We start from the raw sequence: 24,702 nt of genomic DNA, 5'->3' as shown, positions 1-24,702 counted from the left end.
AAGGCGGATCCCGGCTGCACCGTGGCCACGGGGCACCTGGCCGACGTCTACACGGGCCGCAGCATCGACTTCACCCGTGGGAAGACGACGAGCGCGGCCGTGCAGATCGACCACCTCGTGCCTCTCGGCTGGGCGTGGCAGCACGGCGCCGCCGCCTGGACGGGCGACCACCGTGAGCAGCTCGCGACCGACGTCAACAACCTCCAGGCCGTCGATGGGCCGACGAACGAGGCGAAGTCGGACCAGGGGCCGGCGACGTGGCTGCCGCCGGCCGCCGGCTATGACTGCATGTACGTCACCCGGTTCGCGTACGTGCTGAGCACGTACGCGCTCACGATCGACGACGCCGACCGGGCCGCGATCGACCGCACGCTCGGCTCCTGCTCGTGACCCGCCGGAGGATCCGGTGAGGGGGACGTCCTCGACCGTGCCCCCGGCGATCGAGGGGCTGCCGCGCGCGGGCGTCGTGGACGCTCTGCGGATCGCGTGGTGGATACGCCGTGGCTTCTGGCACGGGTTCCAACACTCCCGAGGCGTTGCGCGCGTCGTGGCGCTCTACCTCGCAGTCGCGTGGTGGGTGCTCAGCCCGCTCATCGTCGTGCTCCAGGTCGCCCTCGTCACGTGCCCGTGGACGAGGTACTACCTCAGCCCCGAGCGCGACGTCGTGCTCGCGCTGTTCGGGACCCGCACCGGATGGCACATCGGTGACCACATCGCGGCGGCACCGGGAACGGGCCGCGGCCGCGCGCTGCGCGCCCGCCTCCTGCCCGAGCTGCTGCCCGTCGCGGACGCCCGGCGCGTGACGATCCACGCGACGGCCGCGTCACCCGAGCTGGCCGCGCTCTACATGGCCGAGCTCCCGGGCCTGGTCGACGTCGGCGGAGGCATGTTCCGCGGCCGTCGTCTCCGCCGGCCCCCGGCTGGCTGAGCGCGCTCGCGCCGCGAAGGCGATGAGCTCGGCGCTGTGCTGCACCATCCATGCCACGGCCGTGTTTAACGAGTGCTCGCGGCGGATCCAGATGCGCTGGCCCTGGTCGTTGCGGGCGTCGGCGTAGAGCTCGAAGGTGAACGGGTCTCCGAGCTCCGCCCGGTGCCGGATCACGTACCCGAGCACGGGCCTGTCCTCGACCTGGATCCGCCAATAGCCGGCCTCGAGGTGCGCCCACGGGTGGGCGCCGACGTCGCGCACGAGGCTGTCGATGCCGTCGAGCTTGCTCTTGACCTTGCTCACCGGGTGCGCTCCTCCGTCGATTCGATCGAGTGGAAGCGCCCGGCCGCGCTCGTCGGCAAGCGTACGAGTTTGGACCGACATCCTCGCGGCGTCGGCAGAGCGGAGGAGCCCGAGGAGGGAAGCCCGACCCATGAGGGGGCCGGGCCCGCCGCTATGCGTCGGAGGCTTCAGTCTGAGACTCGTCATCTCCGAATTCCGCCATGACGCTGCCCACGAGCCCCTGCACGTCGATCGCGGTCGGCGCGGGTCGGGATCGGCCCTCCGCGTATGCCAGTCGGGCAGCGGCGAGGTCGGCAAGTCGGACGGCCTGGATGACGATGACACGGCGTAGCCCGGATGAAACCTCGCCGCGTTCGTGTGCGACCGCGGCGACCCGGGCGAGAGTCTCCGCACGGCGCGCGATGCGAACGTCCGGGTGCTCGCGGTCCTCGCGCATGTCGTCGGGGACGAGCGGGAACCGATATGCCTGCGGTAGCTCTATGCGGGGAGACACGGGCGGGATCTTCTCGTTCAGAATCGCGCGGTACTTCGACCGCTCGATCGCCGTGAGGTACACCGAGTACTCGAGCGCGTCGATCGCCGCGGTCTTCTCCGCCTTCGGCAGCGCTCGGGCGTCCTCGGCAGGGTAGAGCTCCACTTCCGCCACCTCGAACGGGTCGAGGATGCGGTAGGCGAGGGTGTCGGTGCGTTGGCCACGGAGGTGCCGGCCGACGCGGGTGCCGAAGTCCTCCCACGTCTGCCCGACGTAGATCGGTTCACCGTCGTAGTCGTAGAACGCGTAGACGCCGACGCAGTTGTTGAGCTTCTTGCCGCTGGCCTCATCGACGTTGGCCAGGGCCTCGGAGAGCAGCTGTCGGAACCGCTGCACGAACTTCGTCGGCATCGATCGCTTCGTTGGCACCGTGCCGTCCGCGTCGTTGTAGGACGCGATCCCGCGACTACCCATGGTTCAGCTTCGCCGGCGCGAGGTCGCGCGCGGCGAGCTCGCCTCGGACGAGCGGCATCAGGTAGTTCTCGGCAAGCCAGGAGACGGCGGGTACAGCGACGGCGTCGCCGAACGCAAACAAGGCCTGGTTGGTCCGTGCGCCGGAGAGGTTGTAGTCGCCGGCACCCATGAGGCGTGCGTACTCCAGCGGGGTCATCCATCGCACCTGGAGACGCTTGTTGCCCAGCTTCACCACGGCCTGCTTCGAGGAGCCACCTCGTGCGGTGCGTAGGCAGCCGGAGATGTCGTCGGGCCGGACCTCCCAGACGGCAACGCCGTTGCGAGTGCGGCGGTATGCCGTTCGGTACTTCACGCCCGGTCCGCGGCGCATGTCTGCGATCCGATCGCGCTGCACCGGTGACAGGGATGCCACGAACGACTCAGTCCGGTCGGCGTCCCACCAGCGCTCATCTGTGGAAGGCATCGTCTCGACGTACTCACCGAGCCCGGAGAGCAGCGGTGCGGGCGGCGCCGGCAGCGCTGCGCGGTGCGTTCGGAGCGTCGGGTCGCCGTAGACGGCCTGCAACCAGTCCGGCCGGAGCTCACTGTTGAGCTCGACCGCATCCTCGGGCGGGTTCTTCGCCCCCACGAGGAACAGCCGCGGCCGAGACTGCGGGATGAAGCGTCGAGCGTCGAGTGCGAGGACGTCGACGGAGTACCCCAGATCGTTGAACGCGCGGATGGCGGCGGCGAGGTCATCGCCGCCGTGGGATGTGGCCAGCCCGACCACGTTCTCCAGGACGGCGACCTCGGGACGGTCGTCGCCGAGCTCGTCGAGCAGGCGGATGTACTGCCAGAAGGCGTTCGACTCGCCGGCGCGAAGGCCCCCGCGAGAGCCGGCGAGTGAGAGGTCGGTGCAGGGGGACGAGCCCCAGGCGAGCTTCGCGTCTCTGGGCAGCTGGTCCGCATCGACTTCCCCGACGTCGCCGAGGGCGAAGCTGTGCCCGCCGTCCTCGGGGTCGTTGAAGTGACCGCGGTACAGGTCCCACTTGTCGGGCTCGTAGTCGTTCGCCCACGCGACGCGGAAACCCGCGCTCTCGAGCCCCATGCGCGCCAGACCGATCCCCGCGAAGAACTCGAGGACCTTCGGGCGGGCGGACGAGATGTCGACGACGGTAGTCACCCCTGAACTCTAATCCGCTACGGCGGGCTCGCCTCAGGTTCGAGCTCCTCAGGTCGTCCCGCATCCCTTGGGTTGTGGGACGTCCCGCTAGCGGTCGGAGCTCGCCGCGGAGTACCGCGGCCGCGCGCGTCTCGCAACTATGGCCCGCAAGGGGGTGCTTAGCTGGGCGTGTTCATCGTCGGTTGTGGGACAGGTAGGACGTCGTGGGGAAGCTCATCGGGTACGCACGGGTCTCGACCCGGCAGCAGAGCACGGACCGGCAAGTCGTCGACCTGCTCGCGGCCGGCGTGCGGCGGGATGACCTGTACGTGGACCACGGGGTGTCCGGTGCCCGTGCGTCGCGGCCGCAGTTCGATGCCGCACGCGCCGCGCTGCACGCGGGCGACACGCTCGTGGTCACGACGCTCGATCGCCTCGGTCGGTCGACGTCCAACATGCTCGTGCTCGCGGCCGAGCTCCACGCGGCCGACGTCGGCCTCCGGGTGCTGAACCTCGGCGGCGGCGACGTCGACACGTCCACGACCATGGGCGCGATGGTCTTCACGGTCATGGCCGCACTCGCGCAGGCGGAGCACGAGACGAAGAAGGAGCGCATCGTCGACTCCGTGGCCAAGCGTCGTGCGGCCGGCGGCGACCTCGGCGGCCGTCGGCAAAAGTTCACGGACAGTCAGATCGCGAACGCCGCTCAGCTCATCGCGGCCGACAAGCCGGCCGCGCAGGTGGCTCGAGACCTGGGCATGTCGACGTCGACGCTGTACCGCCGGCTGGGGGCTATGGAGTCCGCAGCGCCTCGATGAGCTTCGGGTAGAAGCCCGCGAATTCGGTGGCGTTCCTTCCGCTAGACCTGACGGCGGGCAGCGAGAGCACCGTCGACGTGGACCCGCCAGAGACCTTGGCTTGCACTCCGAACCCGCCCCAGGAGGGGTGCCCAACGAACGTCGATTCGCCACCCAACACCACTGTGACTGAGGTGATCGTCCGCAGCGGCACCAGGTCAACCGACATCCGTAAGCCGCTCCGGACGTCTACGGACGCGATCAGCGTGCGGGTCAGAACCACGACCCTGCCGGTGAGCGGGGCGTTGATATCGACGAAGGGGTCTGCAAAGGAGTGCGTCGCGTAGAGAGCTACGTCGCCGAGAAGCGCCTGGTCTAGGAGCGTCACAAGGTGGCCGAACGTCTCCTCACGAGGGTCGCGTGACTCCTCCATGAAGGCATGGTCCTTACCAGCGAAGAACAGCATGTTGTAGATGATCGAGCGGTTGGACTTCACGGCGTCGGGCATGAGCCTGACGGTAGCTCGGTGCGACGACGCGCGCGCCCTCCACATCGGGGGGGGGGGGGGCAGTCGGTCACGGCGTCAGGTGCCGAGGCGGGCGTCTGGCCGAAGCGAGCTAGACCTGCTTCCTGATCCAGTCCCAGAGCTCTTGCGTCAGCCACCCCTGGCGCCCCTTGCCGTCGATTTCGACACAGAAGAAGTGGTCGTTGTCGTCGAGGATCGGCCGCAGGTCCCCGTACACGCCTTCGGCTGTCAGATACGCCCCCGTGACGATCCAAGTGGAGTCGAGGGGATGCGCCCAGTTGTCGTAGGACTTGATCTTCTCTATGAGAGCGTTGTACTTCTGCCCGGGCGCGCGAAGGTCGTAGGCGATGAGGACGGCGGTCATGAGTCAGACGCTAGTGCTGGCCCATCGTCAGGACAGCCCCCAAGTCGAGGGGCCGTGCCAGCAGCGACACGCGGTGCGCAGTTCGCGCTCTTAACTATGTGCACATGCTTTGATGACGGGCATGGCCACAGGTAAGCGCGACCGCGACTCGGTGAAGGAGCCGGTGCTGCCGGGGTACCGCATCGAGGCATCGTCGCGCGACAAGTTCAAGGCGATGGCCAACGCCGTTGGCGCCGCCTCTTCGAGCCACCTGCTCGACCTGCTGGCCAAGCACATCGAGACGGATCCGGCGACTGGCCGGCCCGTCTGGTGGCCCGAGGACGACGACCGCGAGGAGCTGCCGATCGACCCCACTTAACGAGCATGGCCCCCCGCTTTCGCGAGGGGCCGAAGCACTACGCCCGAGACCTCCACTGTTTGGCGACCGTGGGTCTGAGGCGGATCAATCCGAAGAACCGGCTTACCAGGGCCGGGGCTTCTGCACGTCCATCTGCACATCTATGGAAGCAGGCCCATCATAACCACGTCCGCGGACCTCGCAACACCTCCGACACGCAAGACACGTGCGTATTTCCGCAGGTTGGCAAACGCCTCGAGCGAGCCGACGCTGCCCGGGTTGGAGCCGTCGAGCGCGCCCGTTCCGGAGGACGCGCCGATGTCGTGGGCGCTGCCGGTGCCGGCCGGTGCGTACGCCAAGGTGCCGGCGTGGACGTCGCCCGCCGCGTGGATGGCCGCCGTCCGTGCGGATGTGCTCTCGGTCGAGGGCCACGCCGCCCGCCGGCAGATCGACGTCAGCGTCCGGAAGTATCTGGCCGTGGCCGTCGTCGAGCGCCGGGCGGCCGACTTCAAGACCGGCCGCAACGTCACCACGAGCAACAAGACCGTGGCTCGTCGCGCGTCCAAGCTCATCCGCGAGAACGTGAGCCCGCGCGTAGTGAACCGCGCCCGGGCGCTGCTCATCGCTCGCGGGTTCTCCGTGACGATCGTCGAGGGCCGCGAGCTCACGATCGCGGAGACCGAGAAGGCGTTCCTCTGGCACGGCGGGTACCAGATCGCGGCGGCGTCCGTCCGGGCGCTAACGATGCCTCGCAGGCTCGTGTCTGAGCCATCAACTGGCGACCTATCTGTCTTTGAACAAGACACACACTCCAGTCCAGTTCTTAACTTGGTTACCAAGGGCCGTCGTCCGTCGAAAACGCGCCCTCCGCAGGCTCCGCCGCAGCGCGCTGCCGCACGCCGGATGGCCGCTCCGCGGCCGGCATCGACGAATCCAACACGCGACGTCCCAAAGGATCGAGCGCCTCGGGCGCTGGCAACGATTCGTCTCGCGGCGCAGCTTCAACAGCGCATGCCGTGGCTCGGGCGGGGCATTCACCAGGGGCATGTCTGCGACATGCTCGACCGCCACCTCGACACGTCGCGCTATGCACGGTGGGTCGAGCGTGACGGCCGTCGGGTGCTCCTGGTCGATGACCGTGATATCACGTCTCGGATCGAAGCGAAGTTCCGGGATCTGGGAGTTCCGTTCCTGGATGCACCTGTGCAGCGCGACCCGATCGGATATCTCGCGTGGGGTATTCAGATGGCGATTGATCCGAGCGAGGAGACACGCATGGAGCGATACGACCGGGAGCAGGACGCCGCCGCCGAGCGCGCTCATCAGCGCCAGGCGGAGGAGGCTCGGGAGGCCGCTCGTCGCGGCGTCGAGGACTCCCCCGAACATCGGGCCTTCCTCGAGCAGGAGCGCGAGATCCGGGTGGCGGCGTCGCGGCGCCGGACGGCGCCGGCCGTGCCCGTCGCACTCCCCCACGAGCCGACACGACGCTCGCCGGACGTCGCCGCGGTGGCCGGGATCGACGAGCTCGTCACGGCGGCGCTGCTCGGCGAACGCCGTCACCCGGCGGAGTTCCCCACCGGTGTCCAGGAGCTCCACGGTCGAGTGCTCCGCCTCGTGCGGATGCTCACCGCTCGCGGCTGGGAGCTCGACGCGGCCGCTGTTCGCGCAGCGGGTGACGTTGTGCTGACGGATGCGGCCGGCGCCGGCCGCATCGCGTTCGCTCCCCCGGCCGAGCTGCCGGCCGATGCCGTGTGGCGGACCGGCGCCGACGGCGCCGAGCTCGCCGACGACGTGACCGTGCACGAGTACATCGCGGGTGTGGAGAATGCACGCCGCGGTCGCTGACCCCGGCGTCAAACTGGTCGCACGGTGCGACGGGTTTGACGACGGGTTACGGCTTGCTTGCCCTCTCTGCCACTGGCCCCCCGGCTACGCCGCTTCCGAACCTCCCCCAGACAGCAAAAGCATCTGTCTGGGGGAGGTTCGGAAGTAAAGGGGGCCAGTGGCAGAGAGGGCAAGCAAGAAGAGAGAGACAGAGAGAAGTGATTTCAACAAACAAAGAAAGACCAAGTTGGGAGGGTGGTTGCGTCATGCAGTGTCCCTTGCGTGGGTCAGGCGGACGAGGACGTGTGGTGACGATCTGGGGTGCCACGAACGTTGGGAGCACGAGGCGGTCGCCTCGATCACGGGCGGTACGTCTACGGTGCTTCGCGCGGTCGCCTCGCTCGCTCCTCGTGGCGTCCCACAGGTCCCCCGTGGCGCGTCCTCACGGACGCGCCACGGGCTCGCGGCTGGCACGGCCAGCCGCGAGCCGCCGAGTCAAGAGGCGCACCTGATGGTGCGCCTCACGCGCCGCGACGTCGCGCTGTTCGACTGGTTCGCGACCGTGCGCATCGCGAACATGGAGGCCCTCCGCTGGGCGCTGCCGGCGGCCGCCGGCAGCGCCCAGCCGGTCACGGTCCGCAAGGCACAGCACTGGTGCGCCCGCATGGAATCGCTCGAGCTCGTGAAGCGGGAACAGCTCTTCCAAATCGGCGGCGCGGTGGTCTGGCCCACCGCGACGTGGGCGAGTGCTCGGCAGCCGCATCTGCTTTCTCAGACGACTCGACACGAGGTGTCGGTCTCGATCGTCGCCGCCCGGTATCTGGCCGCCGGATACGAGTGGTTCCGGGATCGTCCGGCGAAGCACAAATACGAGCACCAGGCGGACGGGATTGCTCGGCAGGGAAGCACCCTCGACGCCGTGGAGGTCGAGCTGACCGCGAAGCGGCAGCAGCGATACGGGGCCATTTTCCGCGCGTTCGACGTCCGGCTGCAAAAGGGCGAGATCACGCACGTGACGTACTTCACCAACGTCGCTGGCGGCCGCGGGATCCAGCAGGCGCTATCCGGTTTGGCTGTGCCCGCGAGCGTGCGCAGCCGTTTGCGCGTTGTGCCGGTATTCGATGACCGAGGGCATTGGTTCGGGGATCAGCAGCCCGTCGAGCTCGGGGGCGAATGGGTGGCGCCCGCGCTGCCGGCGCCTATAGATCGCAGCTATGCGCGACAGCCGGACCTATTCGACCCCGACCCACGGTGATCCCGCCGCGCTCCCCCTTCGACGGATGGCCCAGCCTCCGTGAGGCATCCGTCGACGAGAGCTCGGGGAGCCGCTTCGCGGCGGGCAGCGACGACCTGGTGAGAAGTGCGCAGCCAGCACCCGGGATCGGCCGTCCGTCTCCGAGAGCACCGGTCCAGAGCGCCGATGGATCCCCAGCCCTTCCGCCGTCATTCACCCCCCAATGTCACCGCCCACAATCCCAGCTGTGGGACCAGACCACCGAGCCGGCCGCCTCGGCAACAGTCCCCTGTCCCGCAGACGCACGACCCCAGACCCCGTGATCGACGTGACTCGCTCCCCCATCAGGGCAAGGCGCAGTGCAGCGCAGCGGAACGGAGCCGCGGCAGCCCGACACCCGAGCCGGCCACCGCATCGCCGCTCCGACACTCGACCGAAGTTCTCCACAAAGGTCTAGCCCGGGGTTGTCTTGAAGGACAAGCCCGGGATAGAATAGAATCATGAAGCCGCAGAAGTCGAGGGATGTGCGCAAGTTCCTGGAGTCGATCGGGTGGGTGTTCATCCGGCCGGCGAAGGGCAGTCACCAGATCTGGGGAACTCCGGACGAGTCGGTGAAGCTGTCCGTGCCGTTCGGGCACAAGGAGGTCCAGGCGGGCATCCTGACCCAGCTACAGAACCTTGACGTTGAAGTACCGAAGGAGTGGAAGTGATGACCGTACACACGTACGACGTCGACGTCTGGCGCGAGGGCCGGTGGTGGCTGTTCCGCATCCCCGAGCTCGACACCGTCGGACAGGCCCGATCGCTCGCGGAGGTCCCCGAGGAGGCCGAGGGCATCATCGAGGCGTGGAACGCCGAGCCGCCCGCGCCCTTCGAACTCAACGTGACCGTCACTCCCCCTGTCGCGAACCTCTGGGACGTCTGGACCGAAGCAGCACGCGAGGAAGAGGCCGGGCGCAACGCCCAGGCACACGCCGCAGCGATGCGCCGCACCGTCGTGAAGCAGCTCCGCGGCGCCGACGTGAGCGTGGCCGACGTCAGCGCCATGCTCGGCCTCAGCAAGCAGCGCGTCTATCAGCTCCAGGACGAGAAGACCCCCGCCTAGGACCAGGCGCACGGGTCCTCGGGCCTGCGAGGGCCGCAAAGTTACATTTGTGCAGCTGCGTATAGCCGGGTATGTAGGAGTGTAAGTACCCGGTAATGCGGGTATCCACAGATGTAGGTACCTACATACCCAGATAGTCGGGTTGTCGGGTAGATTGGTACCTACAAACACGGGATGCCTGGTTCTCAGGAACCATGGTTCCTACATGGAAGGGAAGCCATGCGCATCGTCGCTGTCGTGCAGCAGAAGGGCGGGGTGGGGAAGACCACCATCGCCGTCAACCTCGCAGCCGTCACGGCCGAGCACTCGCGAGTCCTCGTGGTCGACGCCGACCACGTGCAGCACTCGGCCACGGACTGGGCCGAGGCATCGGAGGCCGAAGGCGCGACGGCCTGGCCGTTCGACTTCACCGACGACGCGCGACCCGAGGTCCTGTCCCAGCTCCGCGCGGCATCGGACTACGACACGATCATCGTCGACACCCCCGGCAGCCTCGCCCCCAGCGAAATCCAGCGCACCGGCCTCGTGCTGGACTCCGCAGACTTCGTGATCGTCCCCATGGAGCCGCAGCCGTTGAGCGTTACACCCCTCATGCGGACCATCAAGTCCGTCATCGAGCCCCGCGGTCTCGAGTACCGCGTCCTGCTGTCGCGCGTGGGGCGCGAGGAAGCGCAGCAGAAGCGCCGGGACGAGACGATCGCGCGGCTCGATGACATGGGGATCCCGAGGCTCCGCACCGTCATTCGGCAGTACGTCGTCCACTCGGACGCCCCCGCGACGGGCGGTGTCGTGACCACGTACCCGGAGAGCCGGCAGACCGTCCACGCGATCAGCGATTTCTCCTCCCTCGCGCTCGAACTCACGAGCATCTGGGCCAACGGAAGGAACAAGTGATGGCACGAGCGAACATGGATCGCGTCTTCAACAAGGCCGTGGACGCCGTACCGGACCCCGGCCTCGCGCAGGAGGCCGAGACCACCGCGCCCGAGGTGCCTGCACCTGCTGCCGTGCCCGACGCGGAAGCCCAGGGCACGTCGGCCCGCATCACCTTCGACGTCACGCCCGAGCTCCGCCGCGCCTACAAGGCATGGACGGCGGCGCACGGGACCACGATCAAGGATCATCTGACTGCCTACGTCGAGCAGTCCATCCGATCCTGAACGCGGCCCACGCCGGCCATGTAGCAACACGGGACCCTCTTGCGGTCCATCAAATGTAACTATGTGAGTTTGGGGGATTGTGTGTCCGTGTCGTCGTACTCGGGGTTCATCACCGTGGCCATGCTGGCCGTCGTGCTCGTGGTGGGCTCGTCCGTCGTGCCGATCCTCGTCGCAGGGTTCGCGAGTAGCCGGGTCATCACGAAGACGCGCTACTGGCTCACCCCCACGTGGTGGCCGTGGGCCATCGTCGGGGGAGCGATCTTCACAGCTGTGATGTGGTCCCTCGCCGCCCGCGACGTCGCGCCCTTGCCGGACACCGGCCGACCGGATGAGGGCCCCGCGCAGATGGCGCAGATCCTCGGAGGTCACGCCATGATCGCGGGCGGCCTCGGGCTGCTCGCGGGCGCCGGACTGGGCCCGCTCGTCTTCGCCGCTCGGCGCCGACGAGTCGCCCTCCGCACGCTGGAGCGCCGCCTGCCGGATGTGAAGATGCAGGAGGACGTCGAGAAGGCCCGCAAGCGCGCGGCCGACTGGTCGGCGGCCGGGCAGCTACGGCTCCAGATGGATCCGCGGAACGGCAAGATCGTCGGCACGAAGCAGATCGGGCGGGCCGCCCGGTGGGTGCTCGGGCTGCCGGTGTCGCAGCGCGTGGCGAGCTCGCGCCCCGGCCGAGCATGGGCGGAGCTCCGCCGGCCGATCCGAGCGCCATACGACCGGAACGGGGAATGGGTCTTCGGACTCGTGCAGCGGCCGACGGTGCGCACCTGGCGCGAGCGTCTTGCCGACAAGGCAGAGGTGCGGGACTGGACGGCCAAGGGCGGCCGCTTCTTGAAGTGGCCCGAGGACTCCAGCGCGTGGCGCGTGCTGCTGCTCGGCGAGGCCGGCGCGGGGAAGACCGTGCTGCTGTGGGTGTGGGTGCTGTGCGCCGTGATGATGAAGGCGCCGGTGGTCCTGATCGACGGGAAGGGCATCCACGCCGACGCCGAGCGGCTGGCGGGCATGCTCCGCAGGATGAGGCGCACGGTGCAGATCGGCGGCCGCTGGAACCTGTTCACGGGGTCCGCGGCGCAGATCACCGAGAAGATCATGCGCGTCGTGGGGGAGAGCGCGGGGGAGGGGCAGTTCTACAGCGACGAGGCGCGCGACTTGCTCGACCTCCTCCAGGTCAAGGCTCCGCTTCGCTCCATGCAGGATCTCGAGACGCGCCTGATCGAGCTCCCCCGGTGGTTGAGCTCGCAGATGCTCGCCGACTTCAGCGCCCCGATCGACAAGAGCGGGACCACGAAGGCCATGCGTGCGGCGGCGAAGATCCGCGGCCGCATGCGCAACCTCGCCCCGTTCCTGGGCGAGGACGGGTGGACGTTCGACGACCTCGGCGCCGATGTGCGGCTCGTGCCGATCCGACCGTCCCTCGCGGCCGAGCGGATCCTCGGCGACGTGATGCTCGCCGACCTCCGGCAGTGGCTCGGCGCGCTCACCGAGCCGCGACGCATGCTGTGCGTGGTCGACGAGTTCGCACAGCTCGTCTCGACCACCACCGACCCGGGAGACCTCGCCGCGTCGCTGGCTGAGACGGGACGCTCGCAGGGTGTGGGCCTCGTCCTCGCCGCGCAGTCCCTCCCCGGCATCTCCGGTGACCTGACCTTCCGCGACAGACTCAGCAGCTCCGGGATCGCGGTCGTCATCGGCCGATCCAAGTCACCCGAGGCGGCCGTGTCGCTCGCCGGCACCGTCAAGCGCATGGAGGCGTCCGGGGACGCGAGCGAGGGCACCGAGCTCAACACCGGCCGCGCCCAGGACACCTACGCGATCGCCCCGCAGGACGTCCGCGAGACATGGGACGGCGCGTTCTACCTCATCCAGGGCGGCCGCCACACGCCCTTCCGCGCGATCCCACCGGAAGTGCTGACCAGCCGACCCGACGTCTACGTGCCCGCCGCCGACGTCGACGAGGACCCCGACGAGGGCGAGCAGCCGGCCGCAGCGGCAGCGGCTGCATGGATCGGGCTGGAAGTTCAGCTCCAGGAGCAGGGCGAGGGTCGCTGGATGGCGACGGCCTGGCCCTCCACGGCCGAGTTCATCGCCGACGACGAGGCGGACCCGGCGCGCGTGGAGTTCACGACGACGGCCACAGCGCCGGCCGTACCGGTGGGGGAGTGGTGGTCCTCCTGGCGACCCGAGCAGGAGACCCAGTGGGGTGCCGCTCGGCACTCGCTCCCCAGCGAGTGGATCGCGGCTTGTGAACGTGTCGTGAGGCAAGCCCGGCAGCGATATCGTCTGTAGATAACTACGACGAGCCTAGGACTTGATGCGCTAAACGCGCACGCGCGTGTTTCCGGTGATTGCGTATCTCGTCAAGTCCGCATTTGGAAGGACTTGCTAGCATCTTCGGCAGAAGACATGGTTTGCCCTACGTGAAGCGTTTACGAAGGGAAGCAAGTGTTTGCTTTGGATAGACGAGCCGGAATCACTGCCGCGATTGCCGCAATAGCGCTTTCGTTTATGGTTCCCACCTCCGCGAACGCGGCAGTAACAACGACGGGACTCTCTCCCGAACTCGTATCTTCCCTCCGGGCCACCTGGAGTGCCAATGGAGTTTCCTCCGACACTCAGAAAGCCCTTGTCTCCACCCTTGAGCGTGGAGTGCCGCTCGACGCCATGAAGGGTGGAGAGCCGGTCGCCACAGACATATCCGCGGTTGGCAACACGCAGACGCAGGTACAGCGTTACCCGGATGGGTCTATCAACATAGTCAGCCTGCCTGTCAACACCCCGCCCGCCACTGGCCAGTTCAGCACCGACGCGATCGACCATTGCCGCGTGCAGGGCTTCAGGCGCGACAATTGCACCGTGAGCGGCTGGTTCACAGGCGTACAGCTCGGCTTTAACGCTACGTACGTCCTCGGGACGAACACCGGCCGAATCCTGTCTTATGCCAACCCGAGTGTAAACTGCAGTCCTGGATTGAACTGTTCCAGCCCTACGTTCACCGTCACGCGAGCTCATCAGGACGGCGACCTTCCAGCTGACGTGGGTCTTTACACGAACTACAGCTTTATCGGCATAGGCGGAGCTGGGACGACGTATCTCCATCTCATTGTCAGAGACAGAGATGCACATACTAACTAGACCAGTTACACTGGTTCGAACTTGATGCCAGGGGAGCGTGCGCAATGACCGGATCGCCGATAAGCTTTACTATCATGTCCGGAGTGAACGTCATCATCGCGGTACTTGCGTTGGTCGTGGTGGTCGCGGCTCTCGTGTCTCTAGTACGCGTCAACCACCGCATGCGGCCGATCGACGTCGCGTTGTGGGCGGTGATCGCGATAGTTATCCCGATTGTCGGTCCCATCGCCTGGTTTGCCTTCGGGCGAAAGCAGGCACAGCGGTCGACCTGATTGGTACATGCGATATGCACAAAGAAACGCCTCCGCTAACGTCGTTGCGGAGGCGTTTCTTTGTGCCCTCATGTGAGTAGGTACTTGACCAAGTCCAGCAGGTCGGCGGATGCTCTCTCTCGCACAGCCCAGTACTTCGTCTCCGAGGGCTTCCGGCGGTAGGAGGGATCGGCGTCGTCCGTGACGTAGCCAGCCTCCGTGAGGACGTAGATCGCCTGTCGGCACCCCGCCACCGACATGTCGAGCTCCCTCAGCAGCTCATCGAACGTCGCCGGCCCGCGCAGCAGGTGCCGCAGCACGAGCACGCGCGACTGGGCCTGGAGAGCGACCTGCATCCCGCTCACGTTGTCGGGGGCGTCCCTCTGGCGCATCAGATCGTCCGGCATGCCACGGATTGTTCCGTGTTCCGGACCACGCTACCGGACTGATCGCGGACGCCAATCTGTAACAGGTTCCGTGGGTGCGTCGAAAATGCGAGCAAGACATTCCTCAGCTGGGTAAATATGCCGCTTTGACCTGGGATTGCCGATGTCGGTGGAGTGCTGTACACCTGATCCCGTGGCGCTCGCATGGGGAGCGCCTAAATGTGCAGCACGATCACGGGGAGGGTGCAACATGTCTGGATTCGGAAGCGGCACACCGAAGGTCTTCGGGACCGCAGATCAGGTGAACGAGTTCATCGACGAGGACTTGGCGCCATCAGAGGGGGTGCCGGCTCTGCGTCGGCGGTCCGCCGAGGCGCCGTCATCCCCTCAGCCCGCGGAGCAGCACACTGCGCCGGCTGAGGCGGCGGGCTCCGCTGCACAGGAAGCGGGCCCATCCCCGCTCATGCAGCTCTCGGAGCCGTCCGCGCCGGCCCCGACCACACCTCTCCGGTCGGGGCCGGTCGTGGAGCCGCAGGCGGTCGCCGTCGCGCGTAGCGCGCTACGCGGCGAGGGCGTGGCGGTGGCCGCGCCGGCTGCGCGCGCCTCGACCGGCGTGCGCGGTGTGCTCGCGAAGCTCGGACTGCCGATCGCCCCGAACGAGGCAGAGCGTGAAGCCCTTGCGCTGGACCGTAACCGGTTCGCCGCCGAGACCCTGATTCGCCAGTCCACGTGGACGCGGCCCGTGTCGGTCCTGGTCGCGAACCCCGGTGGCGGCATGGGGAAGACCACCGTGTCGCTGCTGCTCGGAGGCACGCTCGCGGCCGTCCGCGGTGGGTTCGTCGTGATCCCCGAGCTCGCTGACGCTCCCGGCATGCTCGCCTACCGAGCCGAGGGGACCCCGGCGCTCGGCATCGGCGAGCTCGTGCAGAAGGTCGACACCATCACCAGCGCCGGTGCGCTCGATGGGTACACGAAGCCGCAGACCTCGTTCGCGTCCGTGATCGGATCGACCGGACGCCGGGCGACCCTCACTCGAGACGACGTACGCGCCGTCATGGCCAAGACGGGCGAGTTCTACAAGATCCGCGTGTTGGACACCGGCAACGACGCGACCTCCGCCGCATTCCTCGCGGCGGTGGAGGCCGCCGACGTCCTGGTGATCCCGGTCATGGGCGCCGCTGACAGCGCCGAGCACGCTCTACGGCTCGTCGAGGGCCTACGCGAGGGCGACTCGCACGCTCGCGAGCTCGCGGCCAGCGCGATCGCCGTTCGGCTCGCAGACGGCCGCACCGAGCACCCCGAGATCGTCGAGCGGGTCGACGCATCGCTCGCGCAGGCCGGCGTGCGCCGCCTGTTCACGATCCCCTACGACCAGCACATCGCCGACCGCGGCGAGCTCACGCTGAACCGCCTCCAGCCGCCCACCCGCGACGCCTTCACGTTCGCGGCCGCCGCGGTGATCGAGACGCTGAACAGCGTCGTCACCCGCCGCGCCTGACCGGCGCGCCCCACCACACAGACCATCACGACCAGGGGAGAACCCATGTCCACGCTGCACCTCATCGCCGACCACTTCACCGCCGTCGCCGTCGGCACCATGCCGAATCCGATGGACCACATCACGACCCTCGCCGAGGGCGGGATCCCGAACCCGCTGGACAACATCGTCCCGGACTTCACCATCTTCGGAACCAGGTTCAACCAGCTCTGGCAGAAGATCATCGCCGGCATCTGGGGCCTCTGCCTCATCGCCTCCGTTCTCGCAACGATGCTCGGTCTCGGTCGCATGGCCATGAGCGGTGGAGCGAGCGGCAACCCGCAGAAGTACCAGGACGCCAAGGGCGGCACCATCGTCTCCGGCACGGCGTTCGGCGTGCTCGCGGCGCTGGGCGTGATCGTCGGCGCCGTCCTCTTCTTCGTCAGCCTCTAGGACCCGCCATGCGCATGCGTAGCGAAACGACCGGGCTCTCGCGCTGGCCGTGGATCATCGGAGGCACGGCGGCGCTCGTCATCGGCGGCGTCCTGGTCTACGGCCAGGCCGCGCCGAGCAACACGCCCGCCCCGGCGTCCACGTCGAGCGTCACGCCTGCACCCGACGCGAGCGCACCCGCGTCCGGTGCCGGTGACGACGACCCCGGAGTGGCCCCCACGGGGTGCCTCGGCGGTCTGGATCGAAATGCCGCAATGGTGCTCACCGCCCAGAAGCAGGCTCCGCACACGGCCTACGGAGCCGTCGAAGTCGCGGCAGCGTTTTATCGGTTTATTTGGCAGACGCCATTTCCGCAACCCGGCGAACTCGCATCCGTAAGCGATTCGGTAATCAGCAGCTCGGCGGCGGCGTCGTTCAAGGATCTTGCCGGCAGCTACGCGAGCGTGCTCGATATCACAGGCGGCGTTGTTCCGCGAGGCTCGCAATTTCACCTGTCCACAACGAACGGGCTGTGGGCGGTCTCGCCGGACTCCACCTCCGACAATGTCGTCGTGCACATCGCCACAGGATATGTAATTGACGGCGCCCTGAGTCCGACGAAGGTTGCAGGAATCGGACTCCAGATGACGTGGAGCGATGGTGCCTGGCGTGTTATTGCGGGTGCGCTGCTGGATCAAACGCTCATTACTTCGGGTGGCGTGCGGTTCACGGGAGGCTGCTAAATATGTCGATCATTATATCCGCCGCAGCGGCCGAGGGTGCTGACCTCTCCAATCTTGCACAGCAGTGCAGGGACAATCCATTCATGTGCGGCGCGGACGCCGTGGGCGATGCCGCATCGCAGGCAGTCGGCGGAGTGGTCAGCGGAGTGAAGGGCGCGGCGGACACTGCGCACACGGTCGTCTCCGTGGGTTCGGATCCGCTGGGGTACTTCTACCAGAAGGCGCAGGAGTCGGCATCGAGCCTGGCCGACACGGTGCTCTCGGCTGCGGCCAAGACGACCCTGCCGGACCTCACCGCCGACTGGTTCATCGGCGTCTACAAGGCATCTTTGGCGATATCCATTACATTCGCGATGATCTTACTCATGGTTCAGATATACCGGACTGCGGTCGGCCGACAGGGCGTAAGCGACATGTTCGACGCCGTGGGAAAGAACTTTCTTATATTCCTCGGCGGGGCAACCTTTGGGCCGTCGATCGGTGTCCTCCTCGTTCAGGTCACCGCCGCACTGGAGAGCAGCATTATCGAGTGGGGCACGGCGAAGCTCGCCGGGCAGACGATGGCCGAAGTAATCAAGGGGGTCACGACCGCCGCCGTTCCGTCATCAATAGCCGGAAACGTTGTTGTCGCGCTGTGCCTCATGCTGGCGCAGGTGGTGGGCCTCTTCATGGTGCTGCTCATGCAGATCGTTCAGTATCTCATGCTGTATTTCATGGGTGCGCTGCTCCCTCTTGGGCTCATGTGGCTCATCGACAAGAACCGCCGCACGTTCGCGATGAAGATTGTCGGCGTGTGGTTCGCTACGCTCATCGGTCACCCGCTGCTGATATTCCTGTTCATGATCGTTTCCATGTTCGTGGTGTCGACAATCAGCTCGAATTGGTTCGGCGTCGAGGCGATTCAAGCCACGGTGAACCTGGCGGCGGCTACGCTCGCGACGCTCATGGTCGCGTTCGTCCCGTTCATGCTCTACAAGTTCGCGCCGATCCTGCCGCAGGGCGGCTTGCCGGCGTCGAACGCCCGGATGCCGTCACCGGGCAACAACAACCGGACCATGGACGACGTGCGCCGGCGGATGCAGGAGCGGCAGCGCGAGCCCCGCTCGGGTCCTGAGATCGGGGCCTCCCCGGCGCAGAGCGTGGGAGCGCCGAAGAAGGGCGTGCACGCGGCCTCCGCCGCCTCCCCGGCGTCGAAGGCATCGCAGGCGGGTGACGCGGCGAAAAGGGCGGCCGCGACCTCGGCCGCGAAGAAGGGCGCCGCTGCCGTGGCCACGGCTGGAACCGGTGGAGCGGCGGGTGCCGTTGTCGCGGGTGCGAAGGCGGCCAAGGCCGTTCAGGACGCCGCCAAGCGCACGGCCACCACGGCTGCCGATCACGTGAGCAAGCACATCGACGACCACGACGAGGAGCGGTGATGACGACCGACGAGCTACTCACCCGGCACATCGGTGGGGAGAACACGCGCCGCCGCGGGCGGCTGACGGGCACGGTCTCGAAGACACGACTGGCGCTCCTGATCCTCATCGGAGTGGGGACGGCGGCCGCGGTCGCTGTCACGCACAGCATCTGGGTCATCATCGGCGGGGTCCTCGCCGCGATGATCGCGCTCCTGGCGACGATCGGCGGTCAGCACGGCTCGCTGCTGGATCGCCGCCGCCGCTCCGCGCGGATGCAGGCCCGTCGGGCGACGGGGACGGATGCGTTCGTGCCGTACGACATCGCGATGTGGGACCAGCTGACCGCCGCGGTGCGTTCCGGCGAGAAGGACGAGCAGGCGGAGGCCCGTCGGGCGCTCCGCCGCATGCGGTGGGCACCGGACGGCGCCGACGGCATGGGATGGCTCGTGTCCGCGCGAGGAGCGCCCGCCGTCGCGTGGCACTCTCCGCGCGGCGAGGAGGAGTACCTGTCCGTCGCGTTCAGCGTGACGGGGCAGATGCGGGGTATCGAGTCCACGGCACGGGCCAACGAGGCCGCGGAGGCGTGGGGTCGATTCCAGAAGAACCGCGCTTCTGAGGCATCGCTGTTACGGGGTGTGCAGACCCTGACGCGGGTGCTGCCGCCCGCGGCCGCGCGACAGTCGCGGTGGGCGCAGTTGGAGCTCGATCAGAACGATGGGGCCTGGACGTCGCGGTTCGTGGAGGCGTTCGAGCGCATGAAGGCGTCGTACGAGGAGGTGCTGCATCTGTGCACCGAGGGCGCGATGACGCAGCGCCACTTCATCATCTGTAAGTGGCCTGTGTCGGGTGCGTTCCGCGAGCGGGCGGCCGCGTACGGCGAAGGCCGCGACGGGTGGCGCAAGCTCATGGCCGAGGAGATCCCGCGCGCCGCGGCAGGGCTGTCAGACGCTCGCCTCGGGAGCGTGCGAGTTCTCGAGGCTCGTGAGGTGGTGGCGCTCATGCGGCACCAGCAGAACCCGAGCTTGGGGATCGAAGCCGCGAAGCGGATCGACCCGCTCGCCTCGCCCGGTCTGCCGTCGCACGATGAGTTCTCCGCGCACGTCGTCGAGGATGTCGAGCCGGACACCGGCCGGCGGACGCAGTGGTTCCACCGCACGGCCGCGATTCTCGCCGAGAACATGCAGGACCAGGAGCGGGATCCGTTCTGGACGCTCAGCCTCATGCACGGCGCCGACCTCCAGATGATCCGGTCCGTGTCGTTCCACCTACGGTTCGTGCCGGCTGTCCAGGCGCGGGCCGACGCGCAGCAGACCCGGGTGCTCGCGGCCGCGGAGCGGATCGCGCGCGAGAGCAAGACCGGCCTGGAGGACGGGACGTTGAGGTTGGAGATGACGGGCGCGGAGGCGCGCGCGGCCGACGTCGCGCCGGGTACCGGTCATCACGGGGCCGAGTGGGTCGGATTCGTGACCATCTCGACCCGTTCGCTCGCCGAGCTCAAGCGGGCGTCGAGCCGACTGGAGGACGTGTGCGCGACCGATATCGGGATCGCGCGTCTGGACTGGCAGGACTCGTACGCGGCGGCCGCGTCCGGCTGCACCTTTCCGATCGCCCGGGGGCAGAAGCCCCCGCAGGTGCCGATCGGGTCTCGCATCGAGGCCAGTATCGCCGGCCGCCGGCAGAAGGAAGCACTGACATGAGCGGACGACAGGCCAAGGCGCAGCGGGCGGCGACGACCATCGACACGCAGCAGGAGGTGATCGCGCCGCAGCGTCGCGCGACGCGGCTCACGCGCGTGCCGATCGTGAATCGGTTCCTGCCTCCCGAGGCGTTCGTGAGCGACGTCGAGGAGGTATCCGAGCACGCGGCCGCGGCCGGCGAGCTCGCGCCGTGGGACGTGCCCGGGAGCCAGCTCCGACCGGATGGATGGCAGTCCGCGTCCCGAGCTCGGCGGGGCTGGTACGCACCCGCCCACCAGGGGGCAGCGACCACGACTCGGCAGGCGGAGATCGTGGCCACCGCGCACTTCGGGGCACCGACCGGGTTCGACGGCATCGTGAACGGCCGCGACACGTTGACGCGCACCGCCTTCGCCCACGACCCGATCACGGCCTACCGCCGCACGCCGCGCGGTCTCACGTCCCCGAACGTCATCGTCCTGGGGCAGACGGGATCGGGGAAGTCCTCGTGGACGACGTGCAACCTCATCATGAAGCCGTTGATGCTCCGCAAGCGGCGCGCGGTCGTGTTCTCCAAGAAGGACCGGGGCGGCGAGTGTGAGCATGCCGAGACCACGCGCCAGCTGGGGAACGAGCCGTTCCGATTCCTCGCCAACGGCGCGCCGGGCGAGGGACGGATCATCAACCTCATGGACCCCGCGATCGTGCGCGTAGATGGGATCCAAGGGCAGAAGCTCATGCTGGACACGGCGATCCAGCTCCAACGGCACCGCAGCAGCGGGACGGTCGCCTCGGTGGAGGAGGCCGGCTGGGAGGACCAGGCGCTCCGACTCGCGCTCCGCTCGCTGCTCGCCGACCACGAGGACACGCGGACACCGACGCTCGCTGACCTGTCGGCACGGCTCGGCGCCGTCGACCCTCACCGTGGGGACTACTCCCTCCGCTCGCGCGAGCGGCTGCACCAGGCCGGCCTTTCGATCAGCCACGTGCTGAACGACCTCCTCGAGACCTACGGCGGTGTGTTCGACGGAGAGACGAGCTCGGAAGTCGACCTCACGCACAAGCTCACGACGTTCGACATCTCCCAGCTCCCCTCCGACGGCGCCGTGATCCCCATCGTCATGGCCGCGGCGAACATGTGGATGCTGGGCCGGATCAAGGACGAGGCCGGCTGGGCGACGAACGTGATCTACGAGGAGGGCTGGCACATGATCGGCGGCCCGTCCGTCGGCCTCATCCAGTCGAACGAGAAGCTGTCTCGATCGCTCGGCATGTCGAACATCTTCATCATGCACAAGGGCACGGATATCCCGCCGGACTCCGCCGGTGTAACCGTCATCCAGGAGGCGCAGACGGCCTACATCTTCCGCCAGGAGCACGAGCAGGATGCTGCGTGGGCGCAGCGGACGTTCAACCTCGACCAGGACACCACGAAGGTCCTGATGGGGCTCGGGACGGGGCACTGCATCGCGAAGATCGCGGACATGCCCGAGACCGAGGTCGAGCACCTCCGCTCCGAGTGGGAGAAGGTGCTGACCGACAGCGACCAGGCGATGATGGGCGACTCCGCGGACGCCCTCGGGCACTGACTGGCGGACATGCGATGAAGAAGCTCCTGGCCGTGACCGCCGCGGGGGTCTGCGTCGTGTTCGCCGCGATCGTCGGCATGGTCTCCGTCGTGTTCGCCGCCCCAGGAGGCGGAGCCGGCTGCACGGTCGGGTCGGCCAGCATCGACGCCGCGAAGGCGCACGATCCCGTCGCCGGCTACTCCGGCGACCAGCTCGTCAACGCCGCGAGCATCATCAACGCGGGCGCCGCGCTCGGCGTGAGCTCACAGGGACAGATCGTCGGGGTGATGACCGCCATGGGCGAGTCCGGCCTACAGAACATCGAGTACGGGGACGCGGCCGGCCCGGACTCCCGCGGCCTGTTCCAGCAGCGCGACACGTGGGGCACGCTGGAGCAGCGCATGAACCCCGCGCAGGCCGCCACGTTCTTCTTCGAGCGCCTGGTGAAGGTCCCCAACTGGCCGTCGATGACGCCCACGGCCGCCGCTCACGCCGTGCAGCGGAACCAGGACCCGGACCACTACACGCGCTGGTTCGAGCCGGCACAGGCCGTCGTGAGCGCCCTCGCGGGCTCGGACACGGCGTGCACGGCGGCCGCGGCCGCCACCGTCTCGGGCAACGCGCAGCAGCTCGCGCAGCACCTCGTCGACCTCACGAACCAGGGCGCGATCACGTGGCTGTCGCCCTCCCACTTCCCCGAGGTGCAGGCCATCGCGGCCGGACAGCCGAAGCCGAACTGCGGCATCGACACCCGGGTCCTCCAGGTCATCACCGTCGCCACGCAGACGTTCCGGTCCATCGGGATCTCCGACATCAACCGCCTGTGCAGCGGGCAGCGGCCGGGGGCCGGTGATGCGTCCGCGCACGTGGTCAACGGTGGCGGCCACGCCGTCGACTTCTACGCCTTCGACGGCACGCCCACCACAGGCGCCGACCCGAACGCGATCAAGCTCCTCCGCGCCCTCGCGCCCGTCATGCCCGACGGATCCGGCGTCGGGCAGTCCGACTGCCGCGCGAGCGCCGGCACGAGTCTCGACCTGCCGATGAAGCAGTTCGCCGACACCTGCAACCACCAGCACGTCCAAGTCGACCCGTGGGGCGACGAATCGATGAAGCTCACCAGCAAGGAGAACCCATGAGCGAATGGCGCTCCACCGAAGACCTCGCCGCGGCCTTGACGTTCGACGTCTCTGGCTGTGACGCAGCCGCGAACGAGGCGCGGGCGGCGCGTGCCGCCGAAGTCCTGGCCGCGTACTCGGCGGCCTTAGAACGGGCGTACCTCGCCGCCGCTGGATCGAGCGTCGATCCGTGGTGGCCGGAGCCGTTCGGCGCACGGATCGTTCTCGAGGCGCGGGGCGACCTCGACGTGGCCACCAGCTCCCCCGAGTTCGAAGCGGAGGTGCAGAAGGGCATGAACCTGCACGCCCGCGACGTCCTCGTCAACGACGAGGACGGGTGTCGCTGGGAGGTCTTCGAGGCCTCGGCCGAACAGCTTGAGCAAGTCGTCCCGGCGTGCACGCGGATCCGTGATGTTCTCCGCACGGCTCGCCATATGAGCGTCGACATCACACCGGAGGGAGCCCCATGCTGACCTTCAACCTGCACCTGCTCGCGATCCTCGGAGCTCTACCGCACGCGGCCGCCGCCGCGGGGGACGCTGCGGAGCGGTACTTCTCCGACTGGACCACGTGGTACCCGTGGACGATCGCGCTGGTGTGGTGCGCCGCCTGGGCGGCTGCCTACGTCGGCGTGCTCCGTCTCGTCATCCGCATGAGCGGGGACGGGGCGATCATGGGGATGGCGTCCCTCGTGCCCGCCCTCATCTGGACGGCGACGCTCGGCACGATCGTGTCGCACATCGCTTCCGACGCGGCTGTCCTGTGGATCTTCCTCGGCGGCATCGTGATCCTCGGGGTCACGTTCGTGCTCAGCGACGTCGGCGGGAAGTGGGGCGCGGGCGGCGCGGCTGGGCTCCTGGCCTGGTTTGGCCTGTCCGAGATGTTCCGGCGGCTCTCGGCCGAAGCGAACATGCCCGAGGGGACCTTCCTCACCGTGACGGGTGTCGGCGTCGTCGTCGTCATCCTGCTCGCGATCGGCAGCCGAGCCCGTTGACGCATCCACCACCCTGCCCGTGAGCCCATGACTCCCTGCTCCTCCGACCAAGATTCGAAAGGACCATCACCATGTCAGTACCCATGATTCCCGGCGGTATGCACCTCCGCGACACGTTGGGCGTCCGCTTGAAGCACCTGATGCGCGCGCTCGTGGAACTCATCGCGGCCGCCCTCATCCTGCCGGCAGCCGTCTCCTTCGCGATCACCCTCGGAGAGGCCTTCGCGACTGCCTCCGGCTACGACTTCACCGGCCCCAAAGTGCTCGACTCCGCCCTGTTCGTCGTGAGCGCCGTCGCCGTCGGCATCCTCGTGCATGCGGGCGCCCTGTCCGCCACCGCAGCATTCCGCTCGATCGAGCCGGTCTATGGCCCGATCGCGGAGGGCGCCGCCCCGAGCACGCTCCACACGCTCCCGTGAACCCCCGCAGTCGACGCCTGTTCGTCGTCGCCGCAGTGTTCCTGAGTGCGTGCGGCGTCATCGGCGCCGGCTACTACAGCGTGGACCTCGTGCACCCGGGCTCGGCGGCCCGCGCCGGCACGTCGGCGGCCAGCGGGACCCTCGCGGCGGCCGCGAGCGGCCCCGTGGTCGACGTCCTGACCTCGGCGGGCCTCGTGCGGGGTGGCGTGGTCGACGCGGCCGCGGTGCGGGCGCTCGTCGACAAGCTGCCGGCGGACACCCGCGCCCGGACGCCGGCCTACGACCGGGCGGCCTACGGGCCGTCCTGGGCGGACACCGACCACAACGGGTGCGACCAGCGGAACGACGTCCTGGCCCGCGACCTCACGGTGGTCACGTACACGAAGGCGGATCCCGGCTGCACCGTGGCCACGGGGCACCTGGCCGACGTCTACACGGGCCGCAGCA

General features: G+C 68.2%; 28 protein-coding genes and 1 pseudogene. 23 read left to right on the top strand and 6 right to left on the bottom strand.

Features of this window, described 5'->3' with window-relative positions; translation table 11 throughout:
• On the top strand, positions 1-390 hold a 390-nt coding region (locus tag ITJ40_RS16770; RefSeq protein ID WP_194668162.1), incomplete at its 5' end, for an HNH endonuclease family protein.
• A 16-nt stretch (positions 391-406) separates the two neighbouring features.
• A complete protein-coding gene (locus ITJ40_RS16765; RefSeq protein ID WP_370532085.1) occupies positions 407-928 on the top strand; it encodes a hypothetical protein in 522 nt (173 codons plus the stop codon).
• Here ITJ40_RS16765 and ITJ40_RS16760 read toward each other — a convergent pair.
• From ITJ40_RS16760 to ITJ40_RS16750, 3 genes are all read right to left on the bottom strand, one after another.
• Positions 824-1,231: a hypothetical protein gene (locus ITJ40_RS16760; RefSeq protein ID WP_194668161.1), complete on the bottom strand. Its 408-nt coding sequence runs from the start codon at positions 1,229-1,231 to the stop codon at positions 824-826. The genes ITJ40_RS16765 and ITJ40_RS16760 overlap by 105 nt on opposite strands.
• A gap of 151 nt (positions 1,232-1,382) precedes the next feature.
• Entirely contained in the window at positions 1,383-2,114 is a 732-nt protein-coding gene (locus tag ITJ40_RS16755; RefSeq protein WP_228512799.1) for a GIY-YIG nuclease family protein, read from the bottom strand.
• 55 nt (positions 2,115-2,169) lie between these two features.
• Positions 2,170-3,339, bottom strand: a complete 1,170-nt coding sequence (locus ITJ40_RS16750; protein ID WP_370532084.1) for a DNA cytosine methyltransferase — start codon at positions 3,337-3,339, stop codon at positions 2,170-2,172.
• Positions 3,340-3,542: 203 nt separating this feature from the next.
• Between ITJ40_RS16750 and ITJ40_RS16745 the strand changes: the two genes are divergently transcribed.
• Positions 3,543-4,136, top strand: coding sequence for a recombinase family protein (locus tag ITJ40_RS16745; protein ID WP_194668159.1), 594 nt, complete (start codon positions 3,543-3,545; stop codon positions 4,134-4,136).
• Here the strand turns inward: ITJ40_RS16745 and ITJ40_RS16740 are convergent.
• Entirely contained in the window at positions 4,111-4,623 is a 513-nt protein-coding gene (locus tag ITJ40_RS16740) for a hypothetical protein (RefSeq protein WP_194668158.1), read from the bottom strand. The two genes, ITJ40_RS16745 and ITJ40_RS16740, sit on opposite strands and share 26 nt — an antisense overlap.
• Before the next feature lie 109 nt (positions 4,624-4,732).
• Positions 4,733-5,005 carry a hypothetical protein gene (locus tag ITJ40_RS16735; RefSeq protein ID WP_194668157.1) on the bottom strand — a complete coding sequence of 91 codons (273 nt, stop codon included), beginning with the start codon at positions 5,003-5,005 and terminating at the stop codon, positions 4,733-4,735.
• 121 nt (positions 5,006-5,126) lie between these two features.
• Here ITJ40_RS16735 and ITJ40_RS16730 point away from each other — a divergent pair, with 121 nt between their 5' ends.
• From ITJ40_RS16730 to ITJ40_RS16690, 9 genes are all read left to right on the top strand, one after another.
• Positions 5,127-5,363 carry a hypothetical protein gene (locus ITJ40_RS16730; RefSeq protein WP_194668156.1) on the top strand — a complete coding sequence of 79 codons (237 nt, stop codon included), beginning with the start codon at positions 5,127-5,129 and terminating at the stop codon, positions 5,361-5,363.
• 297 nt (positions 5,364-5,660) lie between these two features.
• Positions 5,661-7,187 (top strand): replication protein, encoded by a 1,527-nt coding sequence (locus ITJ40_RS16725; RefSeq protein WP_194668155.1) that lies wholly within the window; start codon positions 5,661-5,663, stop codon positions 7,185-7,187.
• A gap of 490 nt (positions 7,188-7,677) precedes the next feature.
• The gene (locus ITJ40_RS16720; protein ID WP_194668154.1) at positions 7,678-8,421 is read left to right on the top strand and encodes a hypothetical protein; all 744 of its coding nucleotides are present in this window, start codon (positions 7,678-7,680) and stop codon (positions 8,419-8,421) included.
• A gap of 479 nt (positions 8,422-8,900) precedes the next feature.
• Entirely contained in the window at positions 8,901-9,110 is a 210-nt protein-coding gene (locus tag ITJ40_RS16715; protein WP_194668153.1) for a type II toxin-antitoxin system HicA family toxin, read from the top strand.
• A complete protein-coding gene (locus tag ITJ40_RS16710) occupies positions 9,110-9,505 on the top strand; it encodes an antitoxin HicB (RefSeq protein WP_228512797.1) in 396 nt (131 codons plus the stop codon). The genes ITJ40_RS16715 and ITJ40_RS16710 overlap by 1 nt, the downstream gene beginning before the upstream one ends.
• 219 nt (positions 9,506-9,724) lie before the next feature.
• Complete coding sequence (locus ITJ40_RS16705) at positions 9,725-10,399, top strand: ParA family protein (RefSeq protein WP_011931127.1); 675 nt, start codon at positions 9,725-9,727, stop codon at positions 10,397-10,399.
• Complete coding sequence (locus tag ITJ40_RS16700; protein ID WP_228512795.1) at positions 10,399-10,665, top strand: partitioning protein; 267 nt, start codon at positions 10,399-10,401, stop codon at positions 10,663-10,665. Before ITJ40_RS16705 ends, ITJ40_RS16700 begins: the two co-directional genes overlap by 1 nt.
• Before the next feature lie 87 nt (positions 10,666-10,752).
• On the top strand, positions 10,753-12,948 hold the full coding sequence (locus ITJ40_RS16695; protein WP_370532083.1) for a hypothetical protein: 2,196 nt from the start codon (positions 10,753-10,755) through the stop codon (positions 12,946-12,948).
• Positions 12,949-13,877: 929 nt separating this feature from the next.
• A complete protein-coding gene (locus ITJ40_RS16690; protein WP_370532082.1) occupies positions 13,878-14,066 on the top strand; it encodes a PLD nuclease N-terminal domain-containing protein in 189 nt (62 codons plus the stop codon).
• Between the two features lie 68 nt (positions 14,067-14,134).
• On the opposite strand, the gene ITJ40_RS16685 is transcribed toward ITJ40_RS16690, so the two are convergent.
• On the bottom strand, positions 14,135-14,452 hold the full coding sequence (locus tag ITJ40_RS16685; protein WP_228512792.1) for an ArsR family transcriptional regulator: 318 nt from the start codon (positions 14,450-14,452) through the stop codon (positions 14,135-14,137).
• Positions 14,453-15,206: 754 nt separating this feature from the next.
• Here ITJ40_RS16685 and ITJ40_RS17180 point away from each other — a divergent pair.
• From ITJ40_RS17180 to ITJ40_RS16630, 11 genes and pseudogenes are all read left to right on the top strand, one after another.
• A complete protein-coding gene (locus ITJ40_RS17180) occupies positions 15,207-15,929 on the top strand; it encodes a hypothetical protein (protein ID WP_228512790.1) in 723 nt (240 codons plus the stop codon).
• Between the two features lie 45 nt (positions 15,930-15,974).
• Positions 15,975-16,361, top strand: coding sequence for a hypothetical protein (locus tag ITJ40_RS16675; protein ID WP_194668148.1), 387 nt, complete (start codon positions 15,975-15,977; stop codon positions 16,359-16,361).
• An 8-nt stretch (positions 16,362-16,369) separates the two neighbouring features.
• Positions 16,370-17,083, top strand: coding sequence for a hypothetical protein (locus ITJ40_RS16670; RefSeq protein WP_194668147.1), 714 nt, complete (start codon positions 16,370-16,372; stop codon positions 17,081-17,083).
• 2 nt (positions 17,084-17,085) lie between these two features.
• Positions 17,086-18,498, top strand: a complete 1,413-nt coding sequence (locus tag ITJ40_RS16665) for a hypothetical protein (RefSeq protein ID WP_194668146.1) — start codon at positions 17,086-17,088, stop codon at positions 18,496-18,498.
• Complete coding sequence (locus ITJ40_RS16660; protein WP_228512787.1) at positions 18,498-20,177, top strand: hypothetical protein; 1,680 nt, start codon at positions 18,498-18,500, stop codon at positions 20,175-20,177. Before ITJ40_RS16665 ends, ITJ40_RS16660 begins: the two co-directional genes overlap by 1 nt.
• Complete coding sequence (locus ITJ40_RS16655; protein ID WP_194668144.1) at positions 20,174-21,745, top strand: ATP/GTP-binding protein; 1,572 nt, start codon at positions 20,174-20,176, stop codon at positions 21,743-21,745. The genes ITJ40_RS16660 and ITJ40_RS16655 overlap by 4 nt, the downstream gene beginning before the upstream one ends.
• A 14-nt stretch (positions 21,746-21,759) precedes the next feature.
• Positions 21,760-22,863, top strand: a complete 1,104-nt coding sequence (locus ITJ40_RS16650; protein ID WP_194668143.1) for a hypothetical protein — start codon at positions 21,760-21,762, stop codon at positions 22,861-22,863.
• Positions 22,860-23,315 carry a hypothetical protein gene (locus ITJ40_RS16645; protein ID WP_194668142.1) on the top strand — a complete coding sequence of 152 codons (456 nt, stop codon included), beginning with the start codon at positions 22,860-22,862 and terminating at the stop codon, positions 23,313-23,315. The genes ITJ40_RS16650 and ITJ40_RS16645 overlap by 4 nt, the downstream gene beginning before the upstream one ends.
• Entirely contained in the window at positions 23,309-23,836 is a 528-nt protein-coding gene (locus tag ITJ40_RS16640) for a hypothetical protein (RefSeq protein WP_194668141.1), read from the top strand. The genes ITJ40_RS16645 and ITJ40_RS16640 overlap by 7 nt, the downstream gene beginning before the upstream one ends.
• Before the next feature lie 83 nt (positions 23,837-23,919).
• Complete coding sequence (locus tag ITJ40_RS16635; protein ID WP_194668140.1) at positions 23,920-24,255, top strand: hypothetical protein; 336 nt, start codon at positions 23,920-23,922, stop codon at positions 24,253-24,255.
• A pseudogene (locus ITJ40_RS16630) lies at positions 24,252-24,702 on the top strand (HNH endonuclease); the annotation flags it as partial. The gene ITJ40_RS16635 and the pseudogene ITJ40_RS16630, both read left to right, overlap by 4 nt.

Origin of the sequence: Clavibacter sp. VKM Ac-2872 (assembly GCF_015351105.1) — a bacterium.
Lineage (GTDB): Bacteria > Actinomycetota > Actinomycetes > Actinomycetales > Microbacteriaceae > Clavibacter.
Note: the sequence above shows the minus strand (reverse complement) of the source record. Positions and strands in the feature narration are given on the sequence as shown.